The sequence below is a fragment of the Roseateles sp. PN1 genome (assembly GCF_038419725.1).
GTDB lineage: Bacteria > Pseudomonadota > Gammaproteobacteria > Burkholderiales > Burkholderiaceae_C > Paucibacter_A.
The window spans coordinates 24,929-44,529 of sequence record NZ_JBCARA010000001.1; the positions used below are offsets into that span (position 1 = coordinate 24,929).

At 65.7% G+C, this 19,601-nt stretch carries 1 protein-coding gene (cut by a window edge); it reads left to right on the top strand.

Features of this window, described 5'->3' with window-relative positions; all coding sequences use genetic code 11:
• Window positions 1-19,601 carry the 5' portion of a VCBS domain-containing protein gene (locus AABB87_RS00090; RefSeq protein ID WP_341969039.1) on the top strand. It continues 9,022 nt past the right edge of the window, so 19,601 of the gene's 28,623 nt are visible here — the first part of the coding sequence; it begins with the start codon at window positions 1-3; its stop codon lies off the right edge, out of view.

Consider the following 19,601-nt stretch of genomic DNA (forward strand, 5'->3'; position numbering starts at 1 on the left):
ATGGACAGCATGGTCCCCCCCAAGAACGACGAGCCCAGCGCCGAAGAGTTGGCCCAAGGTCTGAAGGCCAAGAACAAGCCGCTGGGCAGCGCCGGCGAACTGGTGCAAGGCAGCGAGCCAGCACCGATTGCCTGGGAGGCCACCCCCCTCCCACAGGCTGAGGGGCAAGAGGAATCCAGCGACGACCAATTGGCGCAAGCCCCTGCGCCGGCGACAGCGCCAGCCGCGAGCCCTGACTCGCCGCCCCAAGCGCAAGAACCGCGTTCATTGAGCAGCCCCCCCGCGACCGCGCCGACTGAAGGGGCAGCGGCCGATACCGGCACGCCGCCAACTGCGCCAGCCTTGAACGACGAGTGGCTTGGCCGCCCCGAAACGGGGTTGACCGAGCGGCATGCACCGACGCTGCCCCCCAGCGCGCCAGGCACTGTGGATGCCAGCCCGCAAGCGCCGGTGCAGCTGAATCAGGCCGCACACACACAAGTGCAAGTTCCCGACCTTGGCGCGCGAGGCCAAGTGGGCGCCAAGGCAATTCCCACCGTCGCGCTGGCCACAGCGCTCAGCGTCGATGCCCTCAAGGCGGGTGGCGAGCGACGCGGCACGGTCACCGAAGATGGCCTCAACCAGGCCCAGGGCACGCTGAGCGTCACAGGTGGCGCGCCCAGTGGCAAGCAATGGTCCCTGGCCGCCACGGCGGGTCGTTTTGGAGCACTCCAGCTCGATCCCCAAGGCCACTGGCACTACCAACTCGATGGCGCCAAGCCTAACGTCCAGGCCTTGCGTGAGGGTCAGGTCGTGGTCGAGCACTTCACCGCCTTTGCGCGCGATGGGCTCACCGGCCAGACGCAGGCCGTTCGGCTGAGCATCACCGTCAAGGGCAGCAACGATGCCGCGCTGATCAGCGGCGTGTCACACGGCAGCGTCACCGAAGACCTGCAGCCGCAGTGCAGCGGCAAGTTGACGATCACGGATGTTGACCAGGGCGAGGCCCAGATGCGCGCCGGCGATCTCATCGGCCAGTACGGCACCCTGCATCTGGCGGCCGACGGGCAATGGACTTACGAACTGAGCCCCTGCACGTCCAAAATCTTGGCCGCCGGTACGGCCCTGACGGAAAACCTGACCGTTCATGCCCTAGACGGCACGGCGCACCTCATCACCGTCGCCATTGCGGGCAGCAATGATGCGCCGCTGATGGCCCTGCTGCCGCCCATCGCCGCCGTGGAAGGCGGCCCGGTGGTGACTGGGCAACTGAGCGCCAGCGATGCCGACCCTGGCGATACGTTGACTTTCAGCTTGGCCAGCCCTGTGGCCGGCTTTCAGCTGAATGCCGATGGCAGCTACCGCTTTGATCCCACCGATCCGGCTTATGAGCATCTTCAGGCCGGCGAGGCCCTGACGCTGAACATTCCCGTTACCGTCACCGACAGCCATGGCGCGCAAGACAGCCAGCGCCTGCAGATCACACTGAGCGGCACGAACGACGCGCCGACCCTGCTGCTCACGCCGCTCACCGCGCAAGAAGATGCGGCCGTGTTGCAGGGGCAAATCATCGGTGCCGACAAGGATAGCGGCGACACGCTGAGCTATAGCAGCACTGCCGCCAAACCGGGCTTCACGATTCAAGCCGATGGCAGCTACCGCTTCGACCCCGCTGACGCCGCCTACCAGCACCTGGGCGCGGGTCAGACGCAGGATGTGCTGATTCCGATCACGGTCACCGATAGCGCAGGCGCCAGCCATACCGAGAACCTGCTGATCACGGTCAGCGGCAGTAATGACGCCCCCGGCATTGCCAGCCCCCATGCCAACGCGCATCTGATGCGTGAAGACGCCGCCACAACATCGCTCAGCGGCCAACTGCGCAGCCATGATGCCGACAGCAGCGACACGCTCAGCTGGCAACTCGTCGGCACCGGCCAAGGCACATTCGGGCAGCTGAGCTTCGACCCGCATACCCACGCCTGGACCTACCAACTGGACAACGCCAAGGCCCAGACCGACGCCTTGCACGCCGGCCAGCGCGCCGAGGATGTCTTTCAAATCACCGCCACCGACAGCGCCGGTGCCAGCGCCAGCACCACGATACGGATCGCCATCACCGGCGCGAACGATGCGCCGGTGCTGAGCGCGCAAAGTCAGTCCGTCATTGAAGACGGCGCTCTGCTCCAAGGCCAGCTGATCGCCCGCGATGTGGACGCGGGCGACCGCTTGAGCTTCAGCCTCGCGCAAGCAGTGGACGGCTTCACCCTGAATGCCGACGGCAGCTACCGCTTTGACCCGGCGCACCCAAGCTACCAGCACTTGGGCGCCGGCCAGACGCAGCTGCTGCGCATCCCGGTGACAGTGACCGACATCGCCGGGGCCAGCCACACCCAGGACCTGAACATCAACCTCACGGGCAGCAATGACGCCGCGCGCATCGCGGGCACCGATGCCGTCACGGTGAATGAAAGCAGTGCTTCTGCGACGGGCCAGCTGCAGACCGGCGGGCAACTCAGCATCGACGACATCGACGCGGGCGAGGCCCATTTCAAGCCCCTGACCGATGCGCCTGGCCGTTATGGCGCTTTCAGCATCGACCCGACCGGCCACTGGCGCTATCACGCCGACGCCACGCAGCCAGCGATCCAGCAGCTCAAAGCGGGCGAGTCGGTGGTGGACAGCCTGGTGATCAGCGCGGCCGATGGCACGCAGCACACGCTCTCCGTGCAAATTCAAGGTCAGGACAGCGGTGCCATCATCAGCGGGACCGATACCGCCAGCGTCACCGAAGATCAAGCGCTCACCTCAACGCAGCAGCTCCACACCGGCGGGCAGCTGAGTGTGGTAGATCCCGACGCCGGCCAAGCGCATTTCCTCGCCCAGGCCGATGTGGCCGCGATATTCGGCCACTTCAGCCTGGACGCCACCGGGGCCTGGACCTACCAGGCCGACAACAGCCAGGCCGCGATTCAGCGCCTGAAAGCCGGCGAAACGCTGACCGACACCTTGAGCGTGCAGAGCGCCGACGGCACGACGCACACCGTCACCGTCACGATCCAAGGCACGAACGACACGCCGGTGCTGGCAGCACAAACCCAAGCCGTCAGCGAAGACGGCGCGTTGCTGCAAGGCCGCATGGTGGCCAGCGATGTGGACGCCGCTGACACGCAGGTGTTCAGCACCGCCCAGCCCGTCGACGGCTTCACGCTGAATGCCGATGGCAGCTACAGCTTCGACCCCGCGCACGCCGCCTACCAACACCTGGCCGCCGGGCAGACCCAAGACGTGCTCATCCCGGTCACCGTGACGGACAGCGCAGGCGCGAGCAGCACGCAGAACCTCACCATCACGGTTACCGGCGCCAACGATGGCGCGATGATCGGCGGCCGGCTCAGCAACACGCTGATTGAGGATTCCATCGTCTCCACGGGCGGCATGCTCAGAGCGGGCGGCCGGCTCACCGTGCTGGACCCGGATGCTGGCGAAGCCGTCTTCGTCGCCCAGACCGGCGTAAGCGGTGCGGGCCACTATGGCAGCTTCAGCATCGACGCGAACGGTCGCTACAGCTACACCGCGGACAACACGCAAGCCGCCATCCAGCAACTCAAAGCCAGCGATTCGCTGACCGATCGCTTTACGGTGACAACGGCCGACGGCACGCAACAAGTCGTCACCATCACCATCAAAGGCGCCGAGGACAGGCCGGTGCTGCAGGCGCAAAGCCACGCCGTCACCGAAGACGGCACGCGCCTGACCGGCCAGATGCTCGCCACCGACGTCGATGCAGGTGATACGCAACGCTTCGCTATCGCTCAACCCGTCGCCGGCTTTGTCATCCATGCCGATGGCAGCTTCAGCTTCGATCCTGCGAATACGGCCTACCAGCAGTTGGCTGCGGGCCAGACGCAAGATGTCGTCATCCCCGTCACGGTGACCGACAGTGCCGGGGCGACCAGCACGCAAAACCTCACCATCACCGTCACCGGCGTCAACGACGGCGCGGTGATCGGCGGTGTCAGCAGCGGCAGCCTCACCGAGGATCAGTCCGTCCAGCGTGGGCAGTTGCAAGCGAATGGGCAGCTGACCGTTGTTGATGTGGACAGCGGCGAAGCCCACTTCATCGCGCAGACCGGCGTGGCCGGTAGCAAGGGCTTGGGCTACTTCAGCCTCGATGCGTCTGGCGTCTGGACCTACAGCGCCGACAACACGCTGGCGGCCATCCAGCAGCTGAAGGCGGGCGACTCACTGACCGACAGCTTGACCGTGCACAGCGCCGACGGTGCCACCCACACCGTCACTGTCACCATCCAGGGCACGAACGATGCCCCGGTACTGGCCGCGCAGACGCAGGCCATCACCGAGGACGGCGCCCTGCTGCAAGGCCATATGGTGGCCACCGATGGGGATGCCGGCGACACGCAAGCCTTCAGCATCAGTCAAGCCGTGGACGGCTTCACGCTGAACAGCGACGGCAGCTACAGCTTCGACCCCAGCCACGCCAGCTACCAGCAACTCGCAGCCGGTCAGAGCCAAACCCTCGTCATCCCTATAACGGTCACCGACAGCGCCGGTGCCACGCACACGCAAAACCTGAGCATCACCGTCACCGGCATCAATGATGGCGCGGTGATCAGCGGCGTGGCCGTCGGCACGGTCACCGAGGACCAGTCCGTCCAGACCTTGCAACTGCGGGCCAGCGGCCAGCTCAGCATCACCGACCTTGACGCGGGAGAAAGCCACTTCGTGGCGCAGACCGGTGTCGCCTCGGCGCACGGTCACTTCAGCGTGGACGCGACCGGTCAGTGGACCTACACGGCAGACAACGCCCAGGCGGCGGTGCAGCAACTGAAGGCCGGCGAGACGCTGACCGACACACTGACCGTGGCCAGCGCCGATGGTGCGACGCACACTTTGACGGTGACGATCCAGGGCACGAACGATGTGCCCCTGCTGCAAGCCCAAACCCAGGCCGTCAGCGAAGACGGCGCCCTGCTCCAGGGCCGCCTGGTGGCGACCGATGTCGACGCCGGTGACACGCAAGTATTCAGCACGGCTCAAACCGTTGACGGCTTCACACTGAATGCCGACGGCAGCTACGAATTCGACCCCTCGCACGCCAGCTACCAGCACCTGGCCGCTGGCCAGACGCAAGACCTGGTCATTCCCGTCACGGTGACCGACAGCGCCGGGGCGAGCAGCACACGCGATCTGACCCTCACCATCACGGGCACCAACGATGGCGCGACCATCGCGGGCGTCAGCACGGGCAGCACACGGGAAGACAGCCAGCAAGCATTGACCGGTCAGCTCACGGTGACCGATGTAGACGATGGCCAGGCGCACTTTGTCGCGCAGAGCGGCACGGCGGGCAGCTATGGCAGCTTCACGCTGGCCGAGGACGGCCAATGGAGCTACCAACTCGACAACAGCAAACCCGAGGTTCAAGCGCTCAAAAGAGGGGAAACGCTGACCGACACGCTCACCGTACGCAGTGCCGACGGGACCAGCCACACCATCAGCCTGACGATTGACGGTCGCGATGACGGCGCGGTGATTGGGGGAGCCGACACCGGCGCGGTGCCCGAAGACCAATCCGCAACCCTGACGGCCAGCGGCAGCTTGAGCATCAGCGATCCCGATGCGGGCGAGGACCACTTCAACGCGCAAACGAACGCGGCAGGCCGCTACGGTCACTTCAACGTGGATGCGGCCGGCCACTGGCGCTACAGCGCGGACAACAGCCAAGCCGCGGTGCAGCAACTCAAGGCAGGTGATTCGCTGGTCGACTCTATGACGGTCACCAGTGCGGACGGCACAACACACACCGTCCTCGTGGCGATCCAGGGCACGAACGACGCGCCGGTGCTCAACGCACAAAGCCGCGCGGTGACCGAAGACGGCGCCGCCTTGACAGGCCAGATGCGCGCCACCGACGTCGACCACGGCGACACCCAAGCCTTCAGCTTGGCGCAAGCCGTTGACGGTTTCACGCTGAACGCCGACGGCAGCTACCGCTTTGACCCTGCCCACGCCAGCTACCAGCGCCTGGCTGCGGGTCAGATACAAGACGTGGTGATTCCCGTTACCGTGACGGACAGCGCTGGCGCCACCAGCACGCAGAACCTCACCATCACCGTCACCGGCAGCAATGACGGCGCCATCATCGGCGGTCGGCTCGCCAACAATGTCACCGAGGACGCGGTGGTCTCCACCGGCGGCCTGCTCAGGGCGGGCGGCCAACTCACCGTGGCCGATCCGGATGCGGGTGAAGACCACTTCGTGGCGCAGATCGGTGTAAGCGGCGCCGGCCACTACGGCAGCTTCAGCATCGACACCAGCGGCCGCTACAGCTACACCGCGGACAACACGCAAGCCGCCATTCAACAACTCAAGGCGGGCGACACGCTGAGCGATAGCTTCACCGTGGCCACCGCCGACGGCACACAGCAAGTCGTCACCATCACCATCCACGGCACCGAAGACAGGCCGGTGTTGCAGGCGCAAACCCACGCTGTCACCGAAGACGGCGCGCGGCTGACCGGCCAGATGCTCGCCACCGACGTCGATGCCGGCGACACCCAAGTTTTCAGCATCGCCCAGCCGGTGGACGGCTTCACATTGGCCGCTGACGGCAGCTACAGCTTCGACCCCAGCCACGCCAGCTACCAACATTTGGCCGCCGGTCAAACGCTGGACGTCGTCATTGCCGTCACGGTGAAAGACAGCGCCGGCGCGAGCAGCACGCAGAACTTGACCATCACCGTCACCGGCGTTGACGACGGCGCCATCATCGGCGGCGTCAACACCGGTGCGGTCACCGAGGATCAGTCCGTCCAGAGCGGCCGTCTACAAGCCAGCGGCCAACTGACGCTCACCGATACCGACAGCGGTGAAGATCACTTCCTCGCGCAGACCGATGTGGCAGGCAGCAACAGCCTGGGCCACTTCAGCGTCGATGCCTCAGGCGCCTGGACCTATCGCGCCGACAACACGCTGGCGGCCATCCAGCAGCTGAAAGCCGGTGACTCACTGAGCGACAGCTTGACCGTGCACAGCGCCGATGGCACGGCGCACACGGTCACCGTCACCATCAACGGCACGAACGACACGCCGGTGCTCGCGGCGCAGACCCAAGCCATCATCGAAGACGGCGCCCTGCTGCAGGGGCATATGGTCGCCAGCGATGTGGATGCGCAGGACAGCCAAACCTTCAGCATCGCGCAGGCGGTGGACGGCTTCACGCTGAATGCCGATGGCAGCTACAGCTTCGACCCTGCACACGCCAGCTACCAGCACTTGGCCGCCGGTCAAACGCAAGACATCGTCATTCCCGTCACGGTGACGGACAGCGCGGGCGCGACGGCCACGCAAAACCTAACGATCACACTCACCGGCACCAACGATGCGTCCCGCATCAGCGGCACCGATGCCGGCCGAGTCGTCGAAGACCAGACCCTGTCCGCCAGCGGGCAGCTGCAGATCAGCGATGTAGACGACGGCCAAGCGCATTTCATCGCCCAGACGGCCACGGCCGGCAGCTACGGCAGCTTGACGCTGAGCGCCGATGGGCAGTGGCAGTACCAACTCGACAACGCCAAGGCCGAAGTGCAAGCGCTCAAGAGCACCGAAACAGCCACCGACACCTTCACGGTGCGCAGCGCCGACGGCAGCAGCCACAGCATCACCGTCACCATCCAAGGCCAGCGCGACCATGTCGTCATCGGCGGCGTGGATGTTGGCATGGTCAAGGAAGATGTCTCAGCGCGTACGGGCGGCCATCTGGTGGCCACTGGCGAGAGCGCGGAATTCGTGCCGATCACGCAGCAGCGCACGTCCCTGGGCGAGTTCTCCATGGATGCTGCGGGCGCCTGGGTCTACACGCTGGACAACAGCCGCAGCGCGACCGAAGCGCTCAAGAACGGCGAAACCGCCACCGACACGGTCAGCATCACCCACACCGACGGCACAACGCACACCATCACCATCACGGTGATGGGCAGCAACGACGCGCCTGTCCTGAGCGCGCAGACTCAAGCGGTCACCGAGGATGGCTCGCTGCTCAGCGGCCGCTTGGCTGCCACCGACGTGGACGCCGGCGACACACAGACCTTCAGCACGGCGCAGTCCGTAGACGGCTTCACGCTGAATGCCGACGGCAGCTACAGCTTCGACTCCGCACACGCGAGCTACCAGCACTTGGCCGCCGGCCAGACGCAAGACGTGCTGATCCCCGTCACGGTCACCGACAGTGCAGGTGCCAGCAGCACGCAGAACCTCACCATCACCGTCACCGGCCTTGACGACGGCGCCATCATCGGCGGCGTCAGCACCGGCGCGGGCACCGAGGATCAATCCGTCCAGAGTGGCCAACTGCATACCAGCGGGCAGCTGACAGTCACTGATGCGGACACCGGCGAAGACCATTTCGTCGCGCAGACCAGTGTCGCCGCCAGCTACGGCAGCTTCAGCATCGATGCCGCTGGCCACTGGACTTACGCAGCCGACAACAACCAAGCCGCAGTCCAGCAACTCAAGGCGGGCGCGACGCTGAGCGACAGCTTCACCGTGAGCAGTGCCGATGGCAGCACGCATACGGTCACCGTCACCCTCACCGGCAGCAACGACGCACCGGTTCTGCAAGCACAAAGCCAGTCGGTCGTCGAAGACGGCACGCGGCTGCGCGGGCTCATGGTCGCCAGCGATGTGGATGCCGGCGATAGCCTGGCCTTCAGCATGGGCACGGCCGTGGCCGGCTTCACGCTCAATGCCGATGGCAGCTATAGCTTCGATCCGAGCGACGCCGCCTATCAGCAGCTCGCCGCCGGTCAGGTGCAGACGCTGAGCATTCCCATCACCGTCACCGACACCGCCGGCGCCTCCAGCACACAGAACCTGCTGATCGCGATCACCGGGACCGGCGACGCCGCTGTCATCGGCGGGCGACTTGCCAATAACGTCACCGAGGACGCCGTGGTGTCCACGGGCGGCTTGCTCCGAGCCGCAGGCCAGCTCACCGTCGTCGACCCGGATGCCGGTGAAGACCACTTCGTGGCCCAAACCGGCGTGAGCGGTGCCGGCCACTACGGCAGCTTCAGCATCGACGCCAGCGGCCACTACAGCTACACCGCCGACAACACACAAACCGCCATCCAGCAGCTCAAGGCAGGCGACACGCTGAACGACAGCTTCACCGTAGCCACCGCCGACGGCGCGCAGCAAGTCGTCACCATCACCATCAAGGGCAGCGAAGACAGGCCGGTGCTGCAGGCGCAGAGCCAGGCCGTCACCGAAGACGGCACACGGCTGACCGGCCAGATGCTTGCCACCGACGCGGATGCCGGCGACACACAGGCCTTCAGCATCGCCACACCGGTGGACGGCTTCACCCTGCACGCCGACGGCAGCTACAGCTTCGAGCCCGGCCACGCCAGCTACCAGCATCTGGCCGCCGGCCAGACGCAGGACCTGATCATCCCCATCACCGTCACCGACAGTGCCGGGGCAAGCAGCACGCAGAACCTCACCATCACAATCACTGGCGCCGACGACGGTGCGGTGATCCGCGGCATCGACGCCGGCGCAGTCACCGAGGATCAGTCCGTCCAGAGTGGCCATCTGCAAATCAGCGGGCAGCTGACGATCACCGACACCGACAGCGGTGAAGACCATTTCCTCGCGCAGACCGATGTCGCCGGCAGCAGTGGCCTGGGCCGCTTCAGCCTGTCTGAGTCCGGCCACTGGACCTACAGCGCCGACAACACACTGCCGGCCGTCCAGCAGCTTCAAACCGGCCAGTCACTGACTGACACGCTGACCGTGCAGAGCGCCGACGGCACGGCGCACACAGTCACCGTGACGATCCATGGCGCGAACGACGCGCCGGTGCTCGCGGCGCAGACCCAAGCCATCACCGAAGATGGCGCTCTGCTGCAAGGGCAGATGGTCGCCACCGATTTGGACGCCCACGACACCCAAACTTTCAGCATCGCGCAGGCGGTCGACGGCTTCACGCTGAATGCCGACGGCAGCTACAGCTTCGACCCCAGCCACGCGAGCTACCAACATTTGGCCGCCGGTCAGACGCAAGATGTGCTGATCCCCGTCACCGTGGCCGACGCCAGCGGCGCCAGCCACACGGCCACGCTGACCATCACCATCACCGGTGCCAACGACGGCGCCACTGTCACCGGTGTGCGCACAGCCGATGTCATCGAAGACACCAATCTGTTGGGCGGCAGCAGCCCGGACGCCGACAAGATGGTGGCGCGCGGCAAGCTCAATGTGGCCGACGTCGACAGCGGCGAAGCCGCCTTCGTCCCGCAGGACCAAGCCGGCAGCGCCGGCTTCGGCATATTCCACCTGGGTGCCGACGGCCAGTGGCGCTATGTGGCCGACCCCAAGCAGCCCGCCATTCAGGCACTGAAGAACGGCCAGACGCTGGACGAAACGGCGCTGTTCCACACGGCGGATGGCACGCCCGTCACGCTAACGGTCACCATCCACGGCACCGAGGACCGCGCTGTCATCGGCGGCGCTGACAGCGCCACCGTGGCCGAGGACCGGTCGCCACAGGCCGGTCACTTGCAAGCCAGCGGCAGCCTGAGCATCGTCGACCCGGACCGCGGTGATGCCATCTTCATGCCCCTGGCCGACATGCCCGCCAACCAGGGCCGAGGCCTGGGCCTGTTCAGCATCGACGTGAACGGCCACTGGAGCTATTCGGTCGACAACAGCCTGCCGGCCATCCAGCAATTGAAAGCGGGCGAGTCGCTGACCGAGACCCTGACCGTGAGCAGCGGCGACGGCTCGACTCACAGCCTGACCGTCACCATCCAGGGCAGCAATGACGCGCCCGTGCTGCAGGCTCAAGCCCAGGCGGTGACGGAGGACGGCACGCTGCTGCAGGGCCGCATGGCCGCCACCGATGTGGATGCCGGCGATACACAGGCGTTCAGCATCGTGCAGCCGGTGGATGGCTTTACGCTGAATGCTGATGGCACGTACAGCTTCGATCCGGCCAATGCTGCCTACCAGCACCTGGCCGCGGGTCAGACGCAAGACGTGGTCATTTCCGTCACCGTGACGGACAGCGCTGGCACCACCAGCACGCAGAACCTCACGATCACGATTACCGGCAGCAATGATGGTGCCGTCATCGGCGGTCGGCTGGCTAACTTCGTCACCGAAGACAGCGTCGTGTCCACGGGCGGCATGCTCCGGGCCGGTGGCCAGCTGACTGTGGCGGACCCAGACGCGGGCGAAGCCGTGTTCGTAGCCCAAACTGGGGTAACGGGCGCCGGCCATTACGGCAGCTTCAGCATCGACGCCAGCGGCCGCTACAGCTATACCGCTGACAACACGCAAACCGCCATCCAACAACTCAAGGCCGGCCAGACACTGAGCGATAGCTTCACCGTGGCAACAGCCGACGGCACGCAGCAAGTCGTCACCATCACCATCAACGGTGCCGAAGACAAGCCGATGCTGCAGGCGCAGACCCACGCGGTCACCGAAGACGGCGCGAGGCTGACCGGCCAGATGTTGGCCACCGATGTCGATGCGGGCGACACCCTGCGCTTTTCGGTCGCTCACCCGGTCGCGGGCTTTGTTCTCAACTCCAACGGCAGCTTCAGCTTTAACCCAGCGCACGCGTCTTACCAGCATCTGGCTGCGGGACAAACGCAAGACGTGGTCATCCCCGTCACGGTCATCGACAGCGCCGGGGGGACCAGCACGCAGAACCTCACCATCACCATTGCCGGGAGCAACGATGGCGCGAAGATCACCGGCGTGGACGCGGGCAGCGTCACCGAGGACACGGCCCTGCAGAACGGCCGCTTGCAAGCCAGCGGCCAGCTGACCGTCACCGACATCGACACCGGCGAAGCCCACTTCGCCGCGCAGACCGATGTGGCCGGCAGCCAAGGTCTGGGTCACTTCAGCATCGACGCCGCAGGCCACTGGACCTATACCGCCAACAACCGGCAGCTGGCCATCCAGCAACTCAAGAACGGCGACAGCCTGAGCGACACCCTCAGCGTGACCAGTGCCGACGGCACGCAACACACCGTCACGGTGAACATCCACGGTGAGAACGACGCGCCTGACATCAGCAGCACGCGCGCTTCCGCCCGTTTGGTGATCGAAGACGGGCAGACCTCGTCCATCAAAGGCGTGCTACACGCACGTGACATGGATGCCGGCGATACGCTGACATGGTCAGTGACGGGCAATGGCCAGGGCACTTACGGCCATCTGGACTTCGATCCGCAGTCCGGGCAATGGGTCTACCAATTGGACAACGCCAACGCCGACACCAATGCCCTGGGGGTCGGCCAACAAGGCCAAGAGGTGTTCCAGATCTCCGCGACCGATCGCAGCGGCGCAACGGGCACCAGTGTCGTACGCGTCATGGTCGTCGGCGCGAACGACCGCGCCGCCATCGCCGGCGTGGACACCGGCACCGTTAGCGAAGACAGCGTGCTGCAAGCCGCCGGCCAGCTCAGCATCAGCGACGCTGACGCTGGCGAGGCCGCCTTCCAGGCCAGCCCACGCGCGCCCGGCCAGCATGGCGTGTTCAGCCTGGCGGCCGACGGCAGCTGGACCTACGCACTCAACAACAGCGACACCGACGTTCAGGCCCTCACCAAGGGCCAAAGCCTCAGCGACAGCCTGGTCGTGAAAAGCGTGGACGGCAGCAGCCACACCATCACGGTCAACATCCAAGGCCACGACGACGGCGCTGTCATCAGCGGCGTGGACACCGGCCGCGTTACCGAGGACCAAAACGTCAATGCCGGCCAGCTCCAGGCTAACGGCCAGCTGACGCTGACCGACACCGACGCGGGCCAGCACCGGTTCACCGCCCAGAGCCAGGTGGCGGGCCACTACGGTAGTTTCAGCATCAATGCCAGCGGCGCCTGGACCTACACGGCCGACAACAGCCAAGACGCCGTGCAGCACCTGGGACGCAATGACAGCCTGATCGAACGCTTCCGCGTGAGCAGTGCTGATGGCACCCAGCACACCGTGCTCGTCACGCTGCAAGGCAGCAACGATGTGCCGGTGATTCAGGCACAGACCCGCTCGGTCACCGAAGACGGCGCCATGCTGACCGGCCAGATGCGCGCCAGCGACACCGACATCCACGACCGCCTGCAGTTCAGCACCACCGCGCAGATCGCCGGCTTCACCCTGGCCGCCGACGGCAGCTACAGCTTCGACCCCAAGGCCTCGGCCTACCAGAACCTGGGCAGCGGGGTGGCCGAAACCCTGCGCATCCCCGTCACCGTGCGCGACCAGTTTGGCGCGCAGCACACCCGCGACCTGCTGATCACCGTCACCGGCACCAATGACGGCGCCATCATCCAGGGCAAGGATCACGGCGACGTGGTCGAGGACCTGAACCCGGTGGGTGGCCTGCTGCGAGCCCAGGGCCATCTGGGCGTCACCGACGCCGACGCATCACAGTCCGCCTTCGTCGTACAGACCGGCGTGGTGGGGCACTTCGGCCGCTTCAGCATCGACGCAGACGGCGCCTGGACCTACGAGGTCGACAACAGCAGCACCCGCGTGCAGGCCCTGGCCGAAGGCGCACAGGCCGTGGAGCACTTCGTGGTTCGCAGCCTGGACGGCACCTCACACGCCGTGCGCGTCATCGTGCACGGCAGCAACGACGCCCCGGTGGTCACGGCCGCCGCGCAGACGGCCATCGAAGACGGCGCGCTGCTGCACGGCCAGCTGCGCGTGAGCGACCGTGACCGTGGCGACCAAGCGCACTTCCAGCTCGACCACCCGGTGGCCGGCTTCACGCTGGACAGCGACGGCACCTACCGCTTCAACCCCGCCGACCCGGCCCACCAAGACCTGCGCCAAGGCCAGGTCTTGCGCCTGGACATCCCCGTCACCGTGACCGACGACGCTGGCGCCGTGGTGCACCAGACCATCTCCATCACCCTGACCGGCCGCAATGATGCCGCTGTGATCTCGGGCGTAGACCAGGCCGCCGTCACCGAGGACAGCGCCCTGCAAAACGGCCTGCTTCAAGCCAGCGGCCAACTGCAAGTCAGCGACATCGACGACGGCGAAGCGCGCTTCGCCGTGCAAACCGCCGTGGCCGGCAGCCGTGGCCTGGGCCACTTCAGCATCAACGCATCCGGCCAGTGGCTCTACACGGCCGGCACCGCGCAAGCGGCTGTTCAAGCGCTGAAGGCCGGCGAGTCGCTGACGGATACGGTGAGCGTGAGCAGTCCCGATGGCACGACGCACACGATCACCGTGACGATCCGGGGCAGCAACGACGCCCCGGTGCTGACAGCACAAAGCCAGGCAGTCACCGAAGACGGCGCGCTGCTGAGCGGCCACATGGTCGCCACCGATGCCGATGCCAGCGACACGCAAACATTCAGCCTCGCCAATGCCATCGACGGCTTCACGCTCAACGCCGACGGCAGCTACCGCTTCGACCCCGGCCATGCCAGCTATCAGCACATCGCAGCAGGGCAGACGCAGGATGTGATCATCCCGATCACCGTGACCGACAGTGCTGGCGCGACCAGCACCCAGAATCTCACGATTACCCTCACCGGCAGCAACGATGGCCCGCTGGTGACCCACGGTACCGCGGCTACAGCGGCGGACCTGGGCGCGATCAACGAGGACACGCCGCGCGTGTTCACCGAAGCCGAGCTGCTGCAGGCGGTGGGCGCCAGCGATGTGGATGACGGCGCCCAGCTGCATATCGTGGCGGGTTCGCTGACGTCGGCGCATGGCACCTTCACCGGCGATGCCGCGCACGGCTTCACCTTCACCCCGGCCGCCAACTACAGCGGCCAGGATGTGGACCTGCAGTTCAGCGTCAGCGATGGCACGGTCAGCCGCGAAGCGCATGGCCAGCTGGACATCACGCCGGTGGCTGATGCCCCGGACCGTCTGGCCGGCAAGCCGCTGAGCAGCAACTTTGAAGATGCGGCCGGCGCGGCCGGCTGGCAACCCAACGCGGGCAGCACCCTCTCCTTGCAGGGTGGAAGCCCTGTGGGCGGGCAGGATGTCGTGTTTACGAAGGGGGATTTCGATGCCCTCCATCAGGACCTCGACACCTTTGCCGGACAGCGTGTGCATCTGTCATTCGATGTCATGTCAACCAAATATTCTTCCGTTTCCCTGCAGGTGCTATGGGAAGGCAAGGTAGTCGCAGACATCGATCCGAAATTTGCCTACTGGGAGTCAACCCATACCGAACTGGATCTGGTGGCAACGGGCCCCAATTCCCGACTGGAGTTCAGGACAGGCGGCGACCACTACTCCATTGGTCGCATGGTCCGGCTCGACAACGTCAACCTTCGGTTCGACGACATCCGCTCGGATCGCGAGGCCGTCACCAATCACGACCTGCAGCTGCAGCTCGGCAGTGAGTTCCGCCTGACCGACAGCGACGGCAGCGAGAGCCTGCACTACCTGATCAAGGGCCTGCCGGTCGGCTTCACGCTGACCGATGGCACGCACAGCGTCACCGTGGGCCAGACCGACCAGGAGATCGACACCCGGGGCTGGCAACAGGATGCCCTGCGGGTGCAGGCGCCGCACGATTACACCGGCTCCGTGGACATCCAGGTCACGGCCCGCAGCGAGGAGGCCGGCAACCAGCAGACCGCTGATTCCCCGCTGCTGCCGATGCGGCTGAGCTTCGAATCGAACGATGCGCTGACCGTGGCCGAAGACACGCCGAAGAATTTCAGCAGTGACGAGCTACTGAAGCTGGCCGGCCTAGTGGCGCCGCCTGGTCAGCACCTGAGCCTCAGCGATGTGCAGGTGGATGCGGCCTTCGGCCACTTCAGCCAAAACAGCGACGGCAGCTGGACCTTCACGCCGGCGGCGAACGTGTCGGCCGATCAGGTGCCCATCACCCTGACCGCCACCGGCGGCGCCCAGCCGATGACGGCCTCGCTGTCCTTGGCCATCACGCCGGTGGTGGATGCGCCGGTCGGCGGGCTGAATGTGCACTCTGATTTCGATCATCAAAGCGTCGACAGCAGTGGCTGGGCCTTTGTGGATGGGACCGGCATGGGCTGGCACACCGACTATGCCAAGGGCATCGAGGTGGGGCAGGACAAGCTTTATGGCGGCAGCAGCAGCACCAACCAGATCGTCGAATTGACGGCGAACGGCGGCAAGAACATCTATCGTGACTTGACCACCACGGCGGGTCAGGCCCTGCACTTCGGCTTTGACCTGTCGGCACGCGGGGGCAGCACCGTCGCGCCGCTGGAGGTGGTGTGGGAAGGCAAAGTGATCGACACCATCACACCGGGCAGCGCCTTTGGCCTGGTGCACTATGCCTATGATCTGGTCGCCACCGTGGCCAATTCGCGCCTCGAATTGCGCGCCACTGGCGGGGGCGATGGCCACGCCATCATCGACAACATCGCGATCAATCCGCCGCCAGTGGTGGGGCTGGTCAACCATGCGGTGCATCTGGATGTCGGTCAGGCCTTCCAGTTGGCCGACACCGACGGCAGCGAAAGCATCAGTTACCTGATCAAGGACTTGCCGGTGGGCGCCACCCTCTGTGATGGCAGCCATAGCGTCACGGTCAGCGCGGCCGGGCAGGTGATCGACATGCAGGGCTGGCAGTTGGATGCCCTGACCTTGCAGGCACCCAAGGACTTCGAGGGCCAACTGGACTTCACGGTCAACGCCCGCACCGAAGAAGGCGCCACGCACGAGACCGCGCTGTCGACGGATCAGTCGATGCGCCTGAGCTTCGAGCGCTTGGTGACGGCGGAAGACACGCCGCGAACCTTCAGCGAATCCGAATTGCTGCAATTGGCGGCTATCCGCGCGCCTGCCGGACAGACCTATGCGCTGAGCGATGTACAGGTGGACCCCGCCTTCGGCCACGTCAGCCATGACGCCAACGGCTGCTGGACCTTTACCCCGGCGGCCAATGTCTCGGCGGATCAGGTACCGCTCACGCTCACGGTCACAGGCGGTGCTCAGCCGATCACGGCCACCTTGCCTTTGAACATCACCCCGGTGGTGGACAAGCCGGTTGTGGACATACCGGCAGGAACAGTCGACGCATCCGACTTCGAAGGTGTGCGGGTCATTGATTCCAGCGGTAGCCAGTTCGTCGATCCCGCTCAGTTCGGCTGGCACAGCAGTGGCGCTCACGGCGTCGAGCTGGGTAAGGAAACCCTGTTCGGCGGCACTCAGGCCGGCAACCAGGTGGTGGAGCTGATCTCCCAAGGTGCCAGCGGCTACAAGGACGCCAATCTCTACCGCGATCTCGCCACGCAGCCGGGGCAGCAACTGCACTTCAGCTTCGACATTTCGCGCCGCGACAAATGGGCCATTGGGCCGGTCGAGGTGCTGTGGGAAGGCAAGGTGATCGACACCATCACCCCGACCGGTGACGGCTATGCGATGCACCACCATGCGTATGACCTGCTTGCCACGGGCAGCAATTCGCGCATCGAATTGCGCGTGGTCGGCGACACGGCGGACCAGCGTGCGGTCATCGACAACCTGGAGATCAGCGGCCCGCCGCAGTTGGGTCTGGCGAACCATGATCTGCTGTTGGACCTGACGCACCACCTGTACCTTGCCGATACCGACGGCAGCGAGACGCTGACCTATATCGTCAAGGGCCTGCCGGTCGGCTTCACGCTGACCGATGGCACGCACAGCGTGACGGTTGGCACCGCCGGTCAGCTTATCGAGACGGCGGGCTGGGCGCAGGACGCCATCGTGGTACGCCCGCCGCAAGACTTCCAGGGCCAGCTGAACCTTCAGGTTTCCGCGCGCGCCGAAGAAACTGCCAACCACCAGACGGCGACCTCGGCCGATATGGAGGTGCGCCTCAGCTTCGAGAACCTGAGCACCGCCGAAGACACGCCCAAGTCCTTCACCGAATCCGAATTGCTGCAATTGGCCGGCATCCGTGCGCCCGCCGGACAAACCTATGTGCTGAGCGATTTGCAGGTGGACCCGGCCTTCGGCCACGTCAGCCATGACGCCAACGGCGGCTGGACCTTTACCCCGGCGGCTAATGTCTCGGCGGATCAGGTGCCGCTCACCCTGACGGTCACGGGCGGTGCCCAGACGATCACGGCCACCTTGCCCTTGAACATCACCCCGGTGGTGGATGCACCGGTGCACGAGGCGAGCACCGGCGGCAGCGGGCAGGCCATCTCGACGGATTTCAACAGTGTCGCCGTGGGCAGCGACGGCTGGGCCTATGTGGATGGGGCTGGCACGGGCTGGCACACGGACTATGCCAAGGGCATTCAGGTCGGTCAGGACAGGCTCTATGGCGGCTCCAGCAGCAACCAGATCGTCGAACTGAATGCCGGCGCGGGCAAAAACATCTACCGTGAACTGCCCACCACGGCGGGCCAGACCCTGCACTTCGGCTTTGACCTCTCGGCACGCGGGGGCAGCAGCGTCGCGACGCTGGAGGTGGTGTGGGAAGGCAAGGTCATCGACACCATCACGCCGGCCAGCGGTTTTGCCCTGGTGCACCATGCCTATGATCTGCTCGCCACCGGGACCAATTCGCGCCTCGAACTGCGCGCCACCGGTGGGGGCGACGGCCGCGCCATCATCGACAACATCGACATCGGTGCGCCGGTTGACCCGCTGCTGGCGCAGGTCAACCATGGCTTGCATCTGAACCTGACGCACGAGCTGCATCTGGCCGACACCGATGGCAGCGAGACGCTGAGCTATATCGTCAAGGGCTTGCCGGCCGGTTTCACGCTGACCGATGGCACGCACAGCGCCACGGTCGCTACAGCCGGTGAGGTGATCGAGACGACCGGCTGGAATCAGGGCGCGCTGATCGTGCGCGCGCCGCAGGACTATGCCGGGCAACTGGCGATTCAGGTCAGCGCCCGCGCAGAAGAGACGGCCAATCACCAGACGGCGACTTCGGCGGACATGACCCTATCCTTGAGCTTTGAAAACGCAAGCACTGCGGAGGACACGCCCAAGACCTTCACCGCGTCCCAGCTGATGCAACTTGCAGGCATCAGTGTCCCCAATGGGCAGACTTACACATTGGATGATGTGCAGGTGGACCCGGCCTTCGGTCACATCACCCATGATGCCGATGGCGGCTGGACCTTCACGCCTGCCGCCAATCTGTCGGCCGATCAGGTGCCGCTCACGCTGACGGTCACAGGCGGCGCACAGCCAATCACGGCCAGCCTGCCGCTCACCATCACGCCGGTGGTCGATGCGCCGGTCATAGCCTGGCAGCCCATCCAGCCCGACATCGCCAGCCAACACGTCAGCAGCGAGGGCTGGGCCTACTTCGACCCGAGCCCGGTGGGCTGGCACACCGACAACCACCAGGGCGTGTACATCGGCACGGCCAGCCGCTATGGCGGCGCCGACGACCACCGCATCCTGGAGTTGGCGGGCATCGCCGACTCACCGATGAACTTCTACCGGACTCTGGACACCCAGGCCGGTCAGACCTTGCGCTTCAGTTTTGACATGACCGGCCGCCCGGGACGGCCCCCGGCGATCATCGAGGTGCTGTTCGAGGGCAAGGTCATTGACACGCTGACCCCCGACAACCAGGCCTATGCCCTGCAGCACCATGAGTACGCGCT